Genomic DNA, 18513 nt, shown 5'->3' with positions numbered 1-18513 from the left:
ATTATGAAAATTATAAATAGATATTTAGCATTTGTCGCTATTGTGGCAATGTTATTCACATCCTGTAGCAAGGATGAAACAACTTCTCCACCGGTAGATGATCCTTCAGTTCAGTCTGTAGACCTCACCTTTGGAGCTGTGTTGAATGATCTTTCCAACAGGGCTATGGCACAGAATAAGACTCATTTCAACCAGGTTCCGGATTGTTCTGGTACAGAACCGGCCTATGTTGAACTGGAGATATCATATGACGGCCAGGCGCCTGAAACAATGGGAGTTATTACGATAGATGTCCTTTCGGATTCGGAGGGGTATTTTACGGCGTATTCAGAGCTTTTGAAGGTTCCCGTACCAGATGGTGAAAGTGTTCAGGTTACACTAAATAGCTTTATTGTTTATGATTCCGAAGATACCAAGATTTGGATCGCTCCAATAGAAAATACAGAAGGTGAGTTTGCCGGTTATGTAGATAATCCCTTACCTCTTGAATTTGATGTTGAAGATGGTACCAAACCTTATATAGATGTAGAAGTACTATGTTTTGACAGACGTGTGGTAAATGAATACGGATATGTATTCTTTGATATACTTCCAGAAAAGATCTATCCGTTCTGTCTGTTCGTGAACTATTGCGATGAATTTGGAAGACACTTCGTAGCTAATTATAGTGTGGATCTGTATTTCGGAACAGATGATACAGGAATCCAGTTATACGATAATTGGTCATTAGATGATGTAGAAGATGCAGGTTATGGAGTTTATGAAAGTGGCGCTTATTATTCAGACCCATTATGTTTGGTAGTCCCAGGACCTCCAGCAAATCTTCCTGCAAACGAGCCATATCTTTATTTGGTAATTCATCCTAGAGACTGGGAAGGTAACTATGGTGATATTGATAACACCCCTACCACATCAATTCTAATAAGCTGGGATGTGGTAAATGGACTACTTAATCCAGACGGAACCACGAATGAATATCATCACGTTCTTATAGGAGAATGCGAAGGCGCTATTGGAAGCGGTGACGGTGGTGGAAATGGCGGAAATGGAGGCACTGAATGTGATCCATTAGATCCTGAAGCCAATTGTGATAATGACGACCTCCTAAATAAATGTGATCCTGATAATGTCCATTATGACACATTTGACTGTGACGGTGATGAAGTCCCTAACGGTCAAGACCTTTGTTTAGATACTCCTCCTAATACCACAGTAGATGGGGACGGATGTGAAGTTGTAGATGAGAATCCTATTCCAGAGACCTGTGAATTTAATCTGGCAGGGGAAAATTGCGAGTTTTTCCATTTTGATCAAAGTGAGTTTGATCCAGATGCACCGTTGTATGAAGTTCTTTATAATGGGGCCAATATAGGTTCATTAACTATTGAAACTATATCTGGAGAAGTGAATGTAAATTACACCTTAGATTTCCCATACACGGTAGATGATATTTATATTGTTCTTGATGATGGAACTACCGATTATTGTGGATCCAATCTTTCCAATGATATAAATAGTGAATATACAATTACGTTTGGAGAAGAAGTTTATGGAGATCAATCCAATGTACAAGTGTATATGAATCTATGTGAAAACTAAGGAGTTCTTATGATATTAACCCGAGTGAATTATTTGACCGGGGGGTGACTAATTTGCGGGTTAATTTACTCATTCTCTTAGGAGAGTGTTGTAAGGCTGTCCGGAAGCTTTTCCGGACAGCTTTTTTTATATGTTAAAATTTAAATTCTTGTTTTGTATATAAAAATATTTATATGTTAGCTACTGTAAATCAGTGAGATGCATGTACGGAAGCTCTTACAGAAATTTTGGAAAGTACTATTAAATAAGGTGCTTTCAGACGTTCTGAAAAAATGATATGAAAGTTGAGTTAAGATCCCAAATCTATTTTATTTACTCCAAATCAGATTCTTTGTAAGAATTTGATTGTTAAAAAATTAACTCAATCTTAAGTTAAAATTTTTGGAACAGACTTTGTAAATCACTGACGGAAAACAAAAAAGAATATTAAGAAAATTTAAAAACAAAAATTAAAGACCTACTTATGAGAAAAATGAAGTTGATCTTCTTGTTGCCGGTTTTGGCATTTATGGCTTGTAGCGAAGACCCCATTACAGACCAAGTGGAAACCGAAAAGCAGCCCCAAACTGCTAATTTTACAGACGAAATTACCGAAATTGCCTTCCCTGAAGAATACGGGAAAGTTTCAGAGGTGTATTATACAGGGATGAAACTTCCGGTAGAAAACGTAAATGGGAAATTCATTTACCAGGGAGATATAATTATCCCAAATGACAAAGCTTCTAAAAGTCCTGTTAAACTGGTTTATGAAAAAGGTGAAACCCCACAGGAAAAGAGTGTTGGGCGTACTTCCCACTACTGGACAGATAACACTGTTTATTACGAGATAGATGGCAGCCTGCCGAATAAAGATCGTGTTTATGACGCGATAAGTCACTGGGAGGCCAATACAAATCTTGAATTCGTTAAACGATCAGGACAGTCTAATTACATTTATTTTACTCCAGGATCGGGTTGTTCTTCCTATGTTGGAATGGTAGGAGGGAAGCAGAATATTACGCTTGCCGATGCCTGCTCTACGGGGAACACTATCCATGAAATAGGACATGCTGTAGGCCTTTGGCATGAGCAAAGTCGTGTAGACAGGGATAACCATATAACTATTCATTGGAATAACATTAAGAGCGGCCGTGAGTATAATTTTCAGACTTACCAGGAAGGTGGATATGACGGAGATGAATTCACTACCAACCTGGATTTTGGCTCTATCATGATGTACAGTCCTTATGCTTTTTCCAGTAACGGGCAGCCTACTATCACTAAGAAAGACGGTTCTACTTATAGTGTCCAGAGAAGCGCTTTATCCAGTGGAGATATAGAAGGAGCAAATTCAATGTATCCTTCTTCTTCAGGAACTACTGAACAATCATATATTAATGGGGAATATTATACCATTAATGGTGTTACTGTTTTAAGGTATTATGATCTTTGGTGGTACAGAACAACATATGGATGGAAAAAGGTTGAATTAATTGATGGGACATGGTACTGGGCCTAATTCCAAGTGTTATTATTCTATACTATTGTGTAAACAAAAAGTTAAGACCACAGATGTGTGTATTAAATGCACAGTTAAAATTTTAACCCGAAAATTTTCCAGAAAGGAAGAGAATAGATAAAAAGCATAAATAATCGATAAAAAACAAATTAAGAAAGCAGGTTTGTATAGAACCCAATCCTATTTAGATCTGCCATGTAAACATTAAATAACCTACTTATGAAAAACCTAAAATTTCTTTTAGTATTACCATTACTGGCCATAGTTGCCTGTAGTGATGAGCCAGTTTCTGATAGTTTAACAGAAGAGAATGGCGCCGAATCTGCCTTTGTTGATGATTTCACAGAGGTTGCTTTCCCAGCAGAATATGGGCGGGTATCAGATGTGTACTTTGGAGGAAGAAAACTTCCTGTTGAAGAGTTGAATGGTAAATATGTGTATCAGGGTGATATATTTCTTCCTGAAAACAGTACCACTAAAACACCTGTAGATCTGATACTAGAGGCAGGTGAAGACCCATCTACTACAGATAAGAGTACAGGACGAACTGAATTTCTATGGCCCGATAACACTGTTTATTACGATATAGATCCTTTACTTCCTAATCAGGCCAGGGTAACAGATGCTATTAGCCACTGGGAAGCGAATACAGCAGTGAAGTTTGTAAAGCGTTCTTCAGAAACTAATTATGTATACTTTACCCCGGGATCTGGATGTTCTTCATACGTAGGTATGGTAGGTGGAAGACAGCCTATTACATTAGCTGATGCTTGTTCTACAGGTAATACCATCCACGAAATTGGTCATGCGGTAGGATTATGGCATGAGCAAAGCCGTGCTGATCGTGATCTAACTATCACTGTACACTGGGATAATATCTACTCAGGAAGAGAGCATAACTTCTATACCTATGTAGAAGCAGGTTGGGATGGAGCTGATTATTCTGAAGGCCTTGATTTAGGTTCTATAATGATGTATAGTTCTTATTCTTTCTCTGCGACCGGTTCACCAACGATCACAAGGAAAGATGGATCAACATTCTCTGTACAGCGTTCTAAACTTTCTGCAGGAGATGTTGAAGGAATCGGAGTAATGTATCCCGGTCCTACCACGACCACAGAAGAAACAACTACAGAAGAAACAACCTCTGGCACAGGGGAGACTACTACTGGTACAGGAGGCACCGGTACCACAGAGCCGGAACCTGAATACATCAACGGTGAATATTATACCATTGAAGGTGTAACTGTTCTTAGAAAAGATGATAAATGGTGGGTTCAGAAAGGTAAGAACTGGAAAGAAGTTGAATTGATTGATGGAAGATGGAGATTTGTTAAGTAATCCCATCACTTATTTGAATTAGATAAAATGGCCCGGCTAAAAGCCGGGCTTTTTTTATTCATTTTTTAACTCAGCTATTTTTTGCTGACTAAACTGAATTAGCTCTTTGAAGAACATTTTAAATTCATTCTCAAACTGGGAATAATATTCACGTAATTCATTTACTGAGTGATGCATGCCAGATTTCCTTCCAGTACGGTTATTCATGCCTTTCAGTACCTTTTCTATTCCTTCAATTTTTGAATAACTCAGCAGCCAGTTGTCATTAACCATATATGGCAGAAAGCTTTTTACCCTGAATGGCAGAATCTCGTAATTTTTCTCCAAAACCTCATAGAATTTTAAGGTATATTCTTTTAGTGGAGTACTGGAATAATCTTTCCAGTTAGCAGCCAGAAAATGATCGTAGAATATATCCACGATAATCCCACTGTAATGTCCATAAATAGGAAATAATCTTTGGGTGCTCTGTTTAAAGATTTCATGCGTATCGGTGTAATAATCGATTGCTCGATGAAGAATAATTCCATTCTTAATATCGGTGGGATATTTAAGGTATTTTTTCCCCTTGACCGAGTCGGCCATGAAATTACCTACCATAAGCTGTTCATTATCTCCCGATAAATAAATGTGCGCAAGAAAGTTCATTTCGGGAAGATACAAATTAAAGAAGAGGAGGGTTAATTTTTGTTAAGTTTTGGCTTGTAGTAAGCCAGCCATGTATATTTGCTGAAACTAAAACTATTTGATTTCAATTAAGACAAAAATTAAATGACATTAATAAAATCTATTTCCGGGATTAGAGGAACAATTGGCGGAAAAACAGGAGAAAACCTGACGCCGGTAGATACCGTAAAATTTGCAGCCGCTTATGGTTCGTGGTTAAAAAAAGAGAGTAAAAAAGAAAAGATAAAAGTTGTTGTGGGGCGCGATGCCAGAATATCTGGTAAAATGATCCAGGAGCTTACCATGAACACCTTAATAGGGCTGGGAATAGATGTAATTGATATTGGTCTTTCAACTACTCCAACGGTAGAGGTAGCTGTTCCTTTAGAAAAAGCTGACGGAGGTATAATCCTTACTGCAAGTCATAATCCCAAGCAGTGGAATGCACTTAAACTTTTGAATAATAAAGGAGAATTTCTGGATGGGGAGGCAGGAGCCCGGATCCTTCAGATAGCCGAAAAAGAAGATTTTGAATTTTCCCTGGTGGATGATCTCGGAAAGATTTCTGTTATTGAAAATTATATTGACCTGCATGTAGATGAGGTCTTAAAATTAAAGCTGGTAGATCCCGAAAAAGTGGCGAAGGCCAAACTTAAAGTTGCTGTAGATGCCGTAAACTCTTCAGGAGGAATTGCTATACCCGCACTTCTGAAAAAAATGGGGGTTGAGGTAATAGAACTTTATTGTGAACCAAATGGACATTTCCCTCATAATCCTGAACCTCTCAAGGAACATCTAACCGATATTTGTGAACTGGTAAAGAAAGAGAAAGCCGATTTTGGTATTGTTGTAGATCCTGATGTTGACAGGCTTGCTTTTATTGATGAAAACGGGGAGATGTTTGGCGAAGAGTACACCCTTGTTGCATGTGCAGATTATGTTCTTTCTAAAACTTCAGGAAATACTGTAAGTAACCTATCTTCTTCCCGGGCTCTACGAGATATTACAGAGAAACATGGAGGGAGTTATGAAGCCAGTGCTGTTGGCGAGGTGAATGTGGTGAAACTAATGAAAGATAATCATGCTATAATAGGTGGTGAAGGGAATGGGGGTATTATTTATCCTGAAGCGCACTATGGAAGAGATAGCCTTGTAGGTGCAGCTTTGTTTCTTACTTATCTTTCAGAAAGAGGAGAAAAAGTCTCAGAAATAAGAGCCGGGTATCCCTCATATTTTATGAGCAAGAACAAGATAGAGCTAACTCCAGACCTTGATGTTGATGGGATTTTAAAAGCGGTGGAAAAAAGGCATTCCAGTGAAGAGATATCCACTGTAGATGGAGTTAAAATAGATTTTCCTGAAAACTGGGTTCATCTTAGAAAATCAAATACAGAGCCCATAATTCGTATCTATACAGAAGCCAAATCACAACTGGAAGCTGATGAGCTTGCTCAGAAGATGATCAAGGAGATACAGGATATTATTTCTTAATTAATAATCTCAGCATTTTTAGGTATGGGCTCATTGCGGTGTTTCCATCGTTTATGAGTCCATAAATAATATTCAGGTTTTTTCCTTATCTGTTCCTCAAGAAGCTCTATGAATTTTTTGGTAATGTAATTTTCAGGATCCTTAGGAGCATTTTCAGTGATAGGCACAAGCCTTGCTTCATAATAACCACGTTTCTTTTTTTCTACCTGGAGGTAGACTACATTCATATCCAGCTTTCTTGCTAACCTGTCTGAGCCTTCAAATACCGGAACGCGAATTCCCATAAAATTTATCCAGTGTTTTGCACGGTTCATTTTGGGTGACTGGTCGGCGATCATCGCATAATTTCCTTTAATTCCGTTTTCTTCATTATACCTGATCTTTTCAGTAGCATTATAGGTACTTATGAGGGTTCCATTGAATCTTCCCCTTATCCTTTTCGCGAGTTGGTCAAAATGCCTGTTCCTTATTCTTTTATAAATCCCAAATGCATGAAATTTAAGGTCATGTAATTGCAGGGCATTCATCCATTCATAACTGGCATAATGACCGCACATTATTATGATACTTTTATTCGTGGATTCCAATTTACGGAGGTATTCAAGGTTGGTGCATACAAAACGTTTTTTCAGTTCACTCTCTGAAATAGAGATGCTTTTGATCATCTCAAGGAACATATCGCACATATGGCTATAGAACTTTTTCTCTATCCTTTTTATCTCTGATTCTGGCTTTTCAGGGAAGACAAGTCGAAGGTTGTTCTGTACGGTCTTTCTTCTGTATCCAATTATGTAATAGACCAATACGAAGATGAGGTCTGAAACCAGATAAAATATTCGGAAAGGTAAAATGGAAATAAACCAAAGGATAGGGTAGACTGCCCAGAAAACTAGTCCTTGCATAAAAATTCTTTCGGCAAATATATGGTATATTTGAAATTAAACTTAATCAGATATGGGAGAAATAAGCCTGGTGACCCTCATCATCATTGCAGTGAATGTGGTGATTTCCTTCAAGGGTTTCAGTGATCAGTCATTTTTCAATAAATATAAATTCAATGTTGCCGACATACAGAGGGGCAGGAAATTTCAGGTTTTTTCATCCGGTTTTCTTCACGTGGATACAGCCCATTTATTTGTAAATATGCTTACCCTTTATTTCTTCGCTAATGTTGTTATCTATTCTCTGGGTTCAGTGGCATTTATAATAATTTATCTTGGCAGCCTGTTACTGGGGAACCTTGTTTCTTACTTTTTTCATAAGGAAGATTATAACTATACGGCTGTTGGAGCCAGTGGAGCTGTTATGGGAATATTGTATTCAGCAATATTATTACAACCAGATATGACGCTGGGCCTCTTCTTTGTAATTCCGGTACCCGCCTATGTTTTCGGAATTGGATATCTTCTTTATACTATATACGGAATGAAGCGCCGCACTGATAATATAGGGCATGACGCGCATTTTGGTGGTGCTACCGGAGGTTATCTCCTAACCATGGTCTTTGCCCCATGGGTATTCGAAAGTCATCTTCTTATGGTGATCCTGCTTGCTGTACCTATCGTGATTCTTTTTTTCCTTCAAAGAACAGGATATATATAGTTTGGTATTCTTATTGGTTTACAGCTTACAAATCTAAAATCGTTTGATATGAAAAAAGTACTTTTTTTATTGGCAGTACTAACATTAACTTCAGTCTTTGCCCAGCAAAGTTCTGATCGTTCTATAGTAAATGTTACCGGTGAGGGCATAGTTAAGGTTGAACCGGATGAGGTTCTTATAAAATCCAGGATTGAACATGAGGGCGCTTCAGCAGTTTTGGTAAAGCAAAAGAATGATGAGGTTGTTGATAAAGTGATCAAATATCTCAAATCTCAGAATATTGACGAAAAGGACATTAAAACTGACTATGTAAATCTCAACAAAAGATACGATTATAACGAGAAGACCTACAGCTATGTGGCTAATCAGGCAATTTCCATTACGCTACATGATATAAAGGCCTATGAAAAGATAATGAAGGGTTTGCTGGAAAATGGGCTGAACCGAATTGACGGTATCCAGTTCAAATCTTCGGAAATGGAGAAATATGAAAGAGAAGCCCGAAAAAAGGCTGTTCTTGATGCTAAAGCTACTGCAGAGCAACTAGCTGAACCACTTGGTCAGGAAATAGGAAAAGCTGTGTCAATAAGTGAAATGGAATATAACAGCATACAGCCTCTATACAGGATGGATGAGGCCATGGAGATGAGTCAGGCTAAAGGAGGTCAGCAGACTATCGCTCCTGGAGAGATGGAGATAAAGATAAGGGTAAACGTAGGATTTGAACTGAAATAAAAAGCGCCGAAAAGGCGCTTTTTATTTTTTTACTCTTCAAGTAATTCTCCAATTTTATTCGTGAGTTCATCACCGCGCAGGTTTTTTGCTACGATAACTCCGTTCTCGTCAAGTACAAAGCTTGCTGGGATAGCTCTAACCCCGTATTTTTTAGCGATAGGATCGTTCCAGAACTGAAGATTTGAAACGTGGTCCCATTCTTCAAGATTGTCATCTTCTATCGCCTGTAGCCATTTATCTTTCTGTCCGGGACGGTCAAGAGAAACACTAATGATGTTTAATCCCTGGTCTTTATATTTATTATAAGTCTTAACAAGGTTAGGGTTTTCAACTCTGCAAGGTTTACACCAGGCTGCCCAGAAATCTACTATTGTAACTTTTCCCAGATTGTCTTCAAGTGCAAGTTCTTCACCTTCCGGATTCGGGGCTGAAAATGAAGGAGCTTTGCTTCCTATTTCGCTGGCGCTTGATCTATCCAGGTTTTCTTTTAAAGATTGAGCCAGATCTGTCTTTTTGATCCTGTCGGAAACTTCAGCATACATTTCTCTTACTTCAGCCGAAGAATGTGTTCTCATATTCAGCATATCGGTAAGGATCATCACTGCAATATAGGAGTCTTTGTTTCTCTGAAATAGCTCCTGTTTGAAATTTTTATCATTATCCCTTAGCTCTACCTGAGTTTCCTGAAGACTCTTCAGCTTGGCAGTATCTTTTGCAACCATGGCCTGGCGCATTTCATTCTGCATCTCGCTCATTTTGCGGTTCAATTCTTTAAGATGTGCCAGGTATTCGTAAAGAGCTTTATTTTCTTTTCCACCACTTACCTCACTACCTCTAATACTGTCTTTATTGATATCAAAACTGATAATCTGATCTTCAGATATAAACACAACATTTCCATTTACTCCCTCAATTCTTAAAAAACTAAGTTTTGGTAGTTCGGGAGCTTCCATATCCAACTCGAATTTACCATCGGTAACCGTGGCAGTATCTATTGCTACAGGAGTTCTGTTCTTCCCGTCAAGTTCAGATATATATACTTTTTTACCATTCTCCACTCCGTCGATTGTACCCGTTAGATAATAGCCCTTATCTTCTTCACAGCCTGTTAAGGCTAATACAAAAGCAGAAATCAGAATTACTATTTTTTTCATTTTTAATATGTGATTTTTCACAAAAATAAAGAACTACTTCCGTATAGGTATCCTTTATTTATAAAATATTGTTAATTTAATTAAGCTTGTACCTGAAGGGCTTCAGTAAAAATTAATTTTACACTAAATTATCCCATTATGATGCAGCAAATGAAGGATTTTCCTCTTGAAGTCAGGATCAGTTTTCATAAGGTTATAGAACAGTATGAAGAACAGATAGAAAGTATTGAAAGTAGTATTTCAAGAGAACATATTAAAAAGATGCTGGATTATATATCCGATTACCCTCAACTATCTGAAGGATTTGAGGACCCGAAACTATTGAAAAAATATAAAGAGCCAATAAAAGTATTACTGGACGATCTTTTCCCCACTATTCTTACAAATAATGAAATTAAGGCGGCTTCAGTTCCTTTTCATAATATTCTTTTTAATTCCTCCCGCCGTTTAAAACAGATACTGAAAAATGCAGGTGAAGATTTTGAACTTTCCTTTCGAAACCTGGATGAGGATGTTATATATGTTATGGCCTGTATCCAGATATTGAAGAATTATTATGGGTATAAGATTGATATCTCACGGCCATTGTACTATGATATTCCCGATGAGAATGGTATCAAAAAGCATTATAGGATAGCCATGAATGCCGACTTTGTTGAGGTCTTTCCTAAAGATGATACGCCAGAGATAACACAGGATGATGTAGACCTTTTACTTCAGAATGTAGATAAAGTGGAGTTGTGGAAAGAGAAGATACCGCCTAAAAGCTATGTTTTTAAGGGTTTTACTATTACCAATCTTACCGATGTTACAATAGATGAGGCTATATCTGAATTAAAAACTGCACTTTTATTTGAAGAGATCAACGAGGCTGAAGAGCTTCGGAAACTTGAAGAGATCTTTCGGTCAATTTATAAAATATCAGATCTCCGGGTTGGCTTTACGGTATTCAATAAACGCGAGATGGTATTCGAACGTATGGATAACAAGGAAGCCAGTAGTTATATCCTGGATAAGGAGTTGGTGAACGATTGTGATACTGGTATCTGTGAAAAGGGATTCCAAAAGCTAATTGATGAAAACACCTACTTTGTTATATCGAATGTAGATGATTATGTGAGCAACAATGATAACCTTCTTGCAAAAAACCTGAAGAAGAATAATGTTAAAAGCTGTTTGCTTGCACCGATTGCCAAGAACGGAAAACTCTTAGGTATACTGGAACTCGTTTCTGAAAGAAAGAATGAACTCAACAGTATAAACGCTATAAAACTGGACGATATTCTTCCTTATATAGTAAATACAGTGGAACGAAATCAAAATGATTTTGAGAACAGGGTTAAGGCCGTGATTCAGAGTGAGTGTACATCAATTCATCCAAGTGTTCTTTGGGTTTTTGAAAAAGAGGCTAAACAATTCATTAAAGATCTTGATAAGGACGGACTGGCTTCCTTCAAGGATATTTCATTTAAGGATGTTTATCCCTTGTATGGTCAGATTGATATAGTAGCCTCTTCTGAAGCACGAAACGAAGCTATAAAGAAGGATTTACTGGACCAGCTGGACATTATACTTGATATTATTGGTAAAGCTTATAAGATAGAAGAGCTTCCAATTTACGATCAGGTGAAATACCGTATTTCAGATTTTAAAAAGGAAATAGAAGACAAGCTTAACGCCAGTAGTGAACAAAAGGTTTTCAATCTGTTGCATAAGGAGGTGAATCCGCTTATGAGTCATCTTAAGAAACAATCAGATGAGATAAAGAAACTGGTAGAAGAGTATAAGAAGAAATTAAATCCTGAGACCGGTATAGTATATAATCACCGAAAAAAATACGACGAAACGGTACAACAGATTAATCGTACCATGTCCCGTTATATTGATAAGAAACAGGTTCAGGCTCAGGAAATCTATCCTCATTATTTTGAAAGGTATAAAACTGATGGAGTAGACCATAATATTTACATTGGTGCTTCCATGGCCAATAAAAAGCCATTCAATAAGGTGTATCTTTTCAATTTGAGATTATGGCAGCTTAGTACCATGTGTGAAATGGAGAACCGTTTCTATCAGCTTCAGGAAAATACACCTATCAAATTAGATGCAGCCTCACTTATCCTCGTTTATAATAGTACAATGTCTATCCGTTACAGAATGGATGAGAAAAAATTTGATGTTGACGGAACATATAATGCAAGGTACGAGATAATCAAAAAAAGGATCGATAAGGCATATGTGAAGGGAACTGAAGAGAGGGTAACTCAAAAGGGGAAAATGACGATCGTATATTCTCAGAGCAGTGATGAAAGGGAATACCTTCAGTACATAAAATACCTGCAGGCCAAAAAATATTTTGGGGAAGAGGTAGAGGTTCTTGAACTCGAGGATGTGCAGGGCGTGGTTGGTCTTAAAGCCATTAGAGTGAATATACTTTATTCAAAAGATAATGATCATCCTCAGGAAACTATTACCTACGAAGACCTGATGGAAGAACTACATTAAGTAAAAAGAAACTATATAGGCCAATACCGAAATTACGATCCCGCTCATAAAAACGGTATAGGTGAGTCTTAAAAGCATATACTTACGATGTAAGACCTTTCCAAGAAGGTGAAGGTCTAAGGTTAGCATTTCATAAACATAATCTTTGTCTTTAATGAGTTCATTCATGGCCCATCTAAACTGATCAAATGGCATCTTGTGATAATTCCCGAAGAACAACAGATTAACTTCCCTGTTTTTTACCTGGTCTCTTGTAAACTCCCCACTGGTAACATTTGGTCTGGTGGACATGATTGATAGAATAATTGAAGCCACGCTAAATAGGATTAGAATCAGCGTAGGGATCAATAAATGTTTGTTAGAGGCAGCCTCCAGCTTGGGTATCATATCAGCGATCGCCAGGGAAATGATAATCGCATTAACCGAAAGCAGGATATTCGCTTTGGTATCGGCAATATCACTCAATTTAATATGATTTCTAAGTGTAGTCCTGTAGAGGGTTTGAATACTTCTCTCAGGATTTTCGTTTTTATACTTGGCCTTCATACGGGCCTTGTGTTCCTCTTTTTTAAGCTTTTTTTCCTGCTTATTCTTGCTCTCTATGAGTTCGAGAAGGTTTTCTTCTTTCTTGGGTTTCCATTCCTTTATTGCATAATCGGTATAATATTGATGCTTTTCAGTAAAAACCAGGATATTCTCCTCCAGCCATTCTGCATTTGTGAAATTCTTGATATTATGAAGTTCAAGTTCCTGCCTTAAAAACTCGCTGGTTTCCTCAAAGTAATCCTTTCCGAAATGGGAGGAATCAGCATCCCTGATAATTTTTTCTCCCAATGTTTCAGGGACATTGGTAAATTTAGTTGCCTTGATGTATTTTTTTACTTTCTCGATAAGTTCATCAGTAGCATTATTATCTTTCAAAAACTCCTCTGCTATTTCTGCACTTTTCTCTTCGTGGCCTTTATATGTATGTATATAGCCTGTATCATGAAGCCATGCTGCCAGGAGTAGCGCTTCCTTGTCTTTAACATTAATTTCAGAATTATCGATTAATTCTTTAGTACTTTTAACCACACGCTGCGTGTGCTGGTAATTATGATAAATAAAGGTGTTTGGCAGTTTTTCTTTAAATAATTCTTCAACAAATTTATCGGCTTTCTCTATGAGATTGTTCATACATGAAGTTCTTAGATACATTGACCAAATTACAAAAAAAATCGACCAATATTTTCTATGAGAAAAGTTAAACTTTCAGCCTATTTCCTAGCATTATTCCTCGTTTTTGCATGTGCTACGGTTAAACCAAAATACAAAGAAGGTGAACCAGAATCCAATTTCAATTACCCTGAAACCAAAGAAATTGAAAAGTCCTTTTATCTGCTTGGGGATGGTGGGTATTCACCACCGGGAGGAACTTCTCTTGGCCTGATTGCTTTTAAGACATTTCTAGATTCGGTCAATAAGACTGAAAACTACACCATTTTTCTTGGAGATAATATCTATCCAGACGGGATGCCTCCTAAAGATTCACCGGAACGTGAAGCAGCAGAATATCGCCTGGATGCCCAACTTGATGCGATTGAGAACTATAAAGGAAGGGTTGTGGTGATTCCTGGGAACCACGACTGGTATAACGAAAAACTGAATGGTCTGGAAAGGCAAAAGGATTATTTAACTGAAAAGTTTAAGGATATCCTGGTCTGGAGCCCTAAAATTGGATGTGGAATGCAATCTGTGGAGATTACCGAAAATATCCAATTGATCGTTATAGACTCGCAGTGGTACCTGGAAGACTGGGATCAAAACCCAAGAATAAATGATAATTGTGAGCAAATAAAGACCAGAGAGGCTATGTTCCTCGAACTGGAGTCAGAAATTGAAGACCATCAGAATAAAACCATTGTTCTGGCCCTTCACCACCCGGTTTATACAAATGGGGTTCACGGCGGTCAGTATAGTTTTGACAGGCATATCTATCCTTCTCAAAAGAAAATCCCAATTCCAATACTGGGATCTCTTGCAACTCTAATAAGAACAACCGGAGGAGTATCCATTCAGGATGCCCAGAATAACCGTTATAAATCATTAGCAACCCGATTGTCTAATATTGCAAGAAGTGCTGAGAGAATGATCTTTGTATCGGGTCATGAACACTCACTTCAATACATAGAACACGATAGTGTGAAGCAGGTAGTTTCTGGTTCTGGGTCCAAGGCTACATACGCAACTTTAAGTAATGATGGTCTTTTTGCCTATAATGGACAGGGGTTTGCAGTTCTGGATATTTTTAAGGATGGTTCTTCCTGGATAAGTTTTTATGGCAATGAGGATAATAAACCTAAGTTGCTTTATCAGAGGCAGGTTTATGAGACTCCTGTACCGTTCGAATTTAAGGATTATCCTGATAGTTTTCCGCCAACCATGACGACTTCCATTTATAAGGAGGAAGAAACCGAGAAGAGCCCGGTATATAATACAGTTTGGGGAAAAAGATATAGGGAATTATATGGTACCGATGTTACCCTTCCGGTAGCCGATCTGGATACTCTGTATGGTGGACTTAAGGTCGTTAGGGAAGCAGGAGGCCACCAAACAGTTTCCTTACGTGTAGAAGACAGCCTCGGTAGAGTTTATAATATCAGGAGAGTTAGGAAGGATGCTTTAAGGTTTCTTCAGAATGTAGCTTTTAAAAATCAGCCGGTTGAAGATAAGTTGGAGAATACCGTGGCAGAGGATCTAATGACCGATTTTTATACTGCTGCCCATCCTTATGGTTTTCTTGTTGTGCCCAGGCTAAGTCAGGCAGCCGATGTATATCATACCAACCCCAAAATTTTCTATCTCCCAAAGCAGGAGGCCCTGGGTAAGTATAACTCAGTTCATGGAGATGATATATATATGATCGTTGAAAGACCCGAAGAAACCTGGAAGGGGTATGAGTATTTCGGAAGTCCTGATCATGATATTGTCGGTACTGACGGCATGCTTGAAAGATTAAGGCGCGATGAAAAATATATCCTTGATGAGGATTCCTATGTTAGAGCCCGAATTTTTGATATGCTTATAGGGGATTGGGATAGGCACCAGAATCAGTGGCGTTGGGCTGAAATAGAAGATAGTGAAGGTAATCACCACTTTAAGCCCATTCCCCGGGACCGTGACCAGGTATTTTCGAATTTTGATGGTGCATTTTTCGGAACATTAAGAGCTTTAACAGGATTCGCGAATCAGTTCGCGGTCTATGGCGATGATATTCATGATGTTGAATGGTTCAATATTGCTGCGCTTGGATTGGATAGATCCCTTTTGCAAAATACAGGAAAGGAAACCTGGAAGGAGCAGGCAGAGTTCATTAAGAACAATATTACTGACGAAGTAATAGAAGAAGCCTTTGCAAACCTACCAGAAGAAACCAGAGGAGAAGCATCAGAGGAGCTGATGGAAAACGTCAAAGGCCGAAGGAACAATATTGTGGATATTGCCATGAGGTATTATGATCATTTGGCTAACCTGGCGATTGTCACTGGAACAGATAAGGATGATTTTATAGATGTTGAAAGATTGCCTGATGGGAATACCCGGGTCACTGTGACCAGAAATAAGGATGGTGAAAGAGCCGAAGACCTTAGTGATAAAATATATAAAGCCGATGAAACTGAGGAGATCTGGGTATATGGTCTGGATGATGATGATAAGATTCTGGTAAAAGGTACCGGCCCCGAAAAGATCTTTGTTCGGATAATTGGTGGGCAGAACAACGATGTCTATACAATTGAAAACGGTAGGAATTTAAAGATATATGATCATAAATCGCTTCCGAATACCGTAAAAAAGGCCGAGAATGCTAAATTCAGGTTTACTGATAATTATGAAATAAATACCTACGATAAGGATAAGAAGACATTTTCATCAGGAACTATTTTGCCAGACCTGGGATATAATCCCGATCATGGATATACTTTCGGACTAAAATTTATAAAGTCTATCAATAAATTCAAGCGAAACCCTTTTACTTCACAGCATACTTTCTCGGCTGAATTTCATTCTGCCACAAATGGATTTGCTTTGGATTATGAAGCCGAGTTTGCAAGTATTGTAGGAAAATACAATTTACAGGTAGGAGTGAATTTCGCAAGTCCTAAATTTTCGGAAAACTTCTTCGGCTTTGGTAATGAAACTCTAAATTATGAGGATGAAGTAGGTTTGGATTATAATCGGGTAGGCTTAAGTAAAATAGGGGTTAAGGCTGCACTTGTAAATAAAACACCGTTTGGTAGCTTCTTTGGATTTACAGCCAGCTTTGAAGGGGTTGAAGTTCAGGATACAGAAGGCCGTTTCGTTACTGAAGAATTTACGACTAATGATCCTAAATTCTTCCAAAGAAAGTATTTTGCCGGGGTTGATGCAATGTACAGGTATGAAAGTTATGATAATAGGTTGAACCCCACCCGGGGAATGCTCTTTGAACTTAATCTTGGTGCTAAGCTGAACACAGCTGACATTGATCGCCAATATGGTTATTTTAAACCGTATATGGGATTTTATAATGCGCTTACAAGAAACAGGAAACTGGTACTTAAAACCAGGGCAGAGGCCCATATCAATATAGGGCAGGAGTTTGAGTTTTACCAGGCCGCCCAATTAGGAGCAGATAGTGGGTTGAGAGGTTATAGACTTGAACGATATACGGGGAAAAGTTCTTTTGGAACCGGGGCAGACCTACGCTATTCATTCAATACGGTGAAAACAAGCTTTCTGCCATTTCAGCTTGGAGTATTTGGAGGGTATGATCTTGGTCGGGTTTGGTTAGATGGAAAGAATAGTGATTTATGGCATGATAGCTATGGAGGCGGATTATGGATAAATAGTGCAGATGCTATTCAGGGAACCTTTAGCTTATTTGCAGGTGGTGAAGGAACACGCTTTGAATTTGGTATTGGACTTAAGTTCTGATCCAGGCCTCACTATATAAATTAAAAAAGCCGTCTAATATAGACGGCTTTTTTATTTTGAGATTATAAACTAAGCTTCTATTCTGCATTTTTATTTATAGAAAGCTGATTTTTAAAATCTATAGTTCTTATAGGGAATGGGATATTCACTCCTTTAGCATCATAGGCTTTCTTGATGGCAATTATTGCTTTATTCTGTGCAACCAGGATATCCCTGTTTTTTGTGACATCTGCCCAGAATCTTACTACATAATTTATTGAACTATCTCCAAATTCCTGATAAAGAAATTCAACTTCTTCATTCCCACGTTGGGGAAAATGATCTTGTATCACTTCCAGGGTTAGGTCTCTTACCATTTCCAGATCTGATTCATAACCAACACCACAATTCACAAAGATCCTGGATCTAGGCGTTCTGGAGAAATTCTTAAACGGTTCCTCGATTATCTTTGAATTGGGAATTACCACGTAGTTATTATCTGATTGCTTGATAACAATATTTCTCAGGTTTATTTCGGTAACCGTACCGGCATAGCCATTGGTTTCAACCCAGTCACCAATTTGTAATTCTGGCAGGAAACTAAGAATAAGTCCCGAAAAAGTGTTGTTAAGGGTACCCTGAAGGGCAAGACCTATTGCCAATCCTACAACTCCAGCACCAGCCAGAACAGAGGTGAGCAATTTATCCAGATTCAATAATTCAAGGGATATGAAAAAACCTATCAGGATTACAACCGCTTTGATGACTTTTACCACCATCAATCTGATAGAATCCTGTTTTATTCGTTTTCTGGTGATCCTTCCAAATATTCTGCCTACATACTTGGCAATCACCACAAACAGAATAAATACAATTACGGCCAAAAGAAAATTAGGCAGATTAAGGATTAATGAATCCAGCCATCCGCCTAATTTATCCCATATACCTTTTACTGAATCCCGGATATTAAATTCGTCCATATTGATTTGT

At 38.1% G+C, this 18513-nt stretch carries 13 protein-coding genes; 8 read left to right on the top strand and 5 right to left on the bottom strand.

Annotated elements, in window-relative coordinates:
• The first annotated feature begins 3 nt into the window (after nt 1-3).
• The 3 genes from NE848_RS14135 (at nt 4) to NE848_RS14125 (ending at nt 4438) form a co-directional block, all read left to right on the top strand.
• A complete protein-coding gene (locus NE848_RS14135) occupies nt 4-1599 on the top strand; it encodes a hypothetical protein (protein WP_252114743.1) in 1596 nt (531 codons plus the stop codon).
• 463 nt (nt 1600-2062) lie between these two features.
• Nucleotides 2063-3097 carry a M12 family metallopeptidase gene (locus NE848_RS14130; RefSeq protein WP_252114741.1) on the top strand — a complete coding sequence of 345 codons (1035 nt, stop codon included), beginning with the start codon at nt 2063-2065 and terminating at the stop codon, nt 3095-3097.
• 219 nt (nt 3098-3316) lie between these two features.
• The gene (locus NE848_RS14125) at nt 3317-4438 is read left to right on the top strand and encodes a M12 family metallopeptidase (RefSeq protein WP_252114739.1); all 1122 of its coding nucleotides are present in this window, start codon (nt 3317-3319) and stop codon (nt 4436-4438) included.
• Nucleotides 4439-4492: 54 nt separating this feature from the next.
• On the opposite strand, the gene NE848_RS14120 is transcribed toward NE848_RS14125, so the two are convergent.
• On the bottom strand, nt 4493-5086 hold the full coding sequence (locus tag NE848_RS14120; protein ID WP_252114737.1) for an acyl carrier protein phosphodiesterase: 594 nt from the start codon (nt 5084-5086) through the stop codon (nt 4493-4495).
• A gap of 123 nt (nt 5087-5209) precedes the next feature.
• Here NE848_RS14120 and glmM point away from each other — a divergent pair, with 123 nt between their 5' ends.
• Nucleotides 5210-6595, top strand: a complete 1386-nt coding sequence (glmM, locus tag NE848_RS14115) for a phosphoglucosamine mutase (RefSeq protein WP_252114735.1) — start codon at nt 5210-5212, stop codon at nt 6593-6595.
• On the opposite strand, the gene NE848_RS14110 is transcribed toward glmM, so the two are convergent.
• Entirely contained in the window at nt 6592-7497 is a 906-nt protein-coding gene (locus NE848_RS14110; protein WP_252114733.1) for a lysophospholipid acyltransferase family protein, read from the bottom strand. The genes glmM and NE848_RS14110 overlap by 4 nt on opposite strands.
• Nucleotides 7498-7549: 52 nt before the next feature.
• On the opposite strand from NE848_RS14110, the gene NE848_RS14105 reads away from it, so the two are divergent.
• Nucleotides 7550-8197 carry a rhomboid family intramembrane serine protease gene (locus NE848_RS14105; protein ID WP_252114732.1) on the top strand — a complete coding sequence of 216 codons (648 nt, stop codon included), beginning with the start codon at nt 7550-7552 and terminating at the stop codon, nt 8195-8197.
• A gap of 48 nt (nt 8198-8245) precedes the next feature.
• A complete protein-coding gene (locus NE848_RS14100) occupies nt 8246-8932 on the top strand; it encodes an SIMPL domain-containing protein (protein WP_252114730.1) in 687 nt (228 codons plus the stop codon).
• 29 nt (nt 8933-8961) lie between these two features.
• Here the strand turns inward: NE848_RS14100 and NE848_RS14095 are convergent, their stop codons facing one another.
• Nucleotides 8962-10086 carry a redoxin domain-containing protein gene (locus NE848_RS14095; protein WP_252114728.1) on the bottom strand — a complete coding sequence of 375 codons (1125 nt, stop codon included), beginning with the start codon at nt 10084-10086 and terminating at the stop codon, nt 8962-8964.
• A 138-nt stretch (nt 10087-10224) separates the two neighbouring features.
• Here NE848_RS14095 and NE848_RS14090 point away from each other — a divergent pair, with 138 nt between their 5' ends.
• Nucleotides 10225-12591 (top strand): GAF domain-containing protein, encoded by a 2367-nt coding sequence (locus NE848_RS14090; protein ID WP_252114726.1) that lies wholly within the window; start codon nt 10225-10227, stop codon nt 12589-12591.
• On the opposite strand, the gene NE848_RS14085 is transcribed toward NE848_RS14090, so the two are convergent.
• Nucleotides 12583-13767 carry a Pycsar system effector family protein gene (locus NE848_RS14085; RefSeq protein ID WP_252114724.1) on the bottom strand — a complete coding sequence of 395 codons (1185 nt, stop codon included), beginning with the start codon at nt 13765-13767 and terminating at the stop codon, nt 12583-12585. The genes NE848_RS14090 and NE848_RS14085 overlap by 9 nt on opposite strands.
• Nucleotides 13768-13824: 57 nt before the next feature.
• Here NE848_RS14085 and NE848_RS14080 point away from each other — a divergent pair, with 57 nt between their 5' ends.
• The gene (locus NE848_RS14080) at nt 13825-17544 is read left to right on the top strand and encodes a metallophosphoesterase (RefSeq protein ID WP_252114722.1); all 3720 of its coding nucleotides are present in this window, start codon (nt 13825-13827) and stop codon (nt 17542-17544) included.
• 77 nt (nt 17545-17621) lie between these two features.
• Here the strand turns inward: NE848_RS14080 and NE848_RS14075 are convergent, their stop codons facing one another.
• Nucleotides 17622-18503 (bottom strand): mechanosensitive ion channel family protein, encoded by an 882-nt coding sequence (locus NE848_RS14075; protein WP_252114720.1) that lies wholly within the window; start codon nt 18501-18503, stop codon nt 17622-17624.
• Nucleotides 18504-18513 lie beyond the last annotated feature (10 nt).

The sequence above is a fragment of the Gramella jeungdoensis genome, from assembly GCF_023805255.1.
Classification (GTDB): domain Bacteria; phylum Bacteroidota; class Bacteroidia; order Flavobacteriales; family Flavobacteriaceae; genus Christiangramia; species Christiangramia jeungdoensis.
Note: the sequence above shows the minus strand (reverse complement) of the source record. Positions and strands in the feature narration are given on the sequence as shown.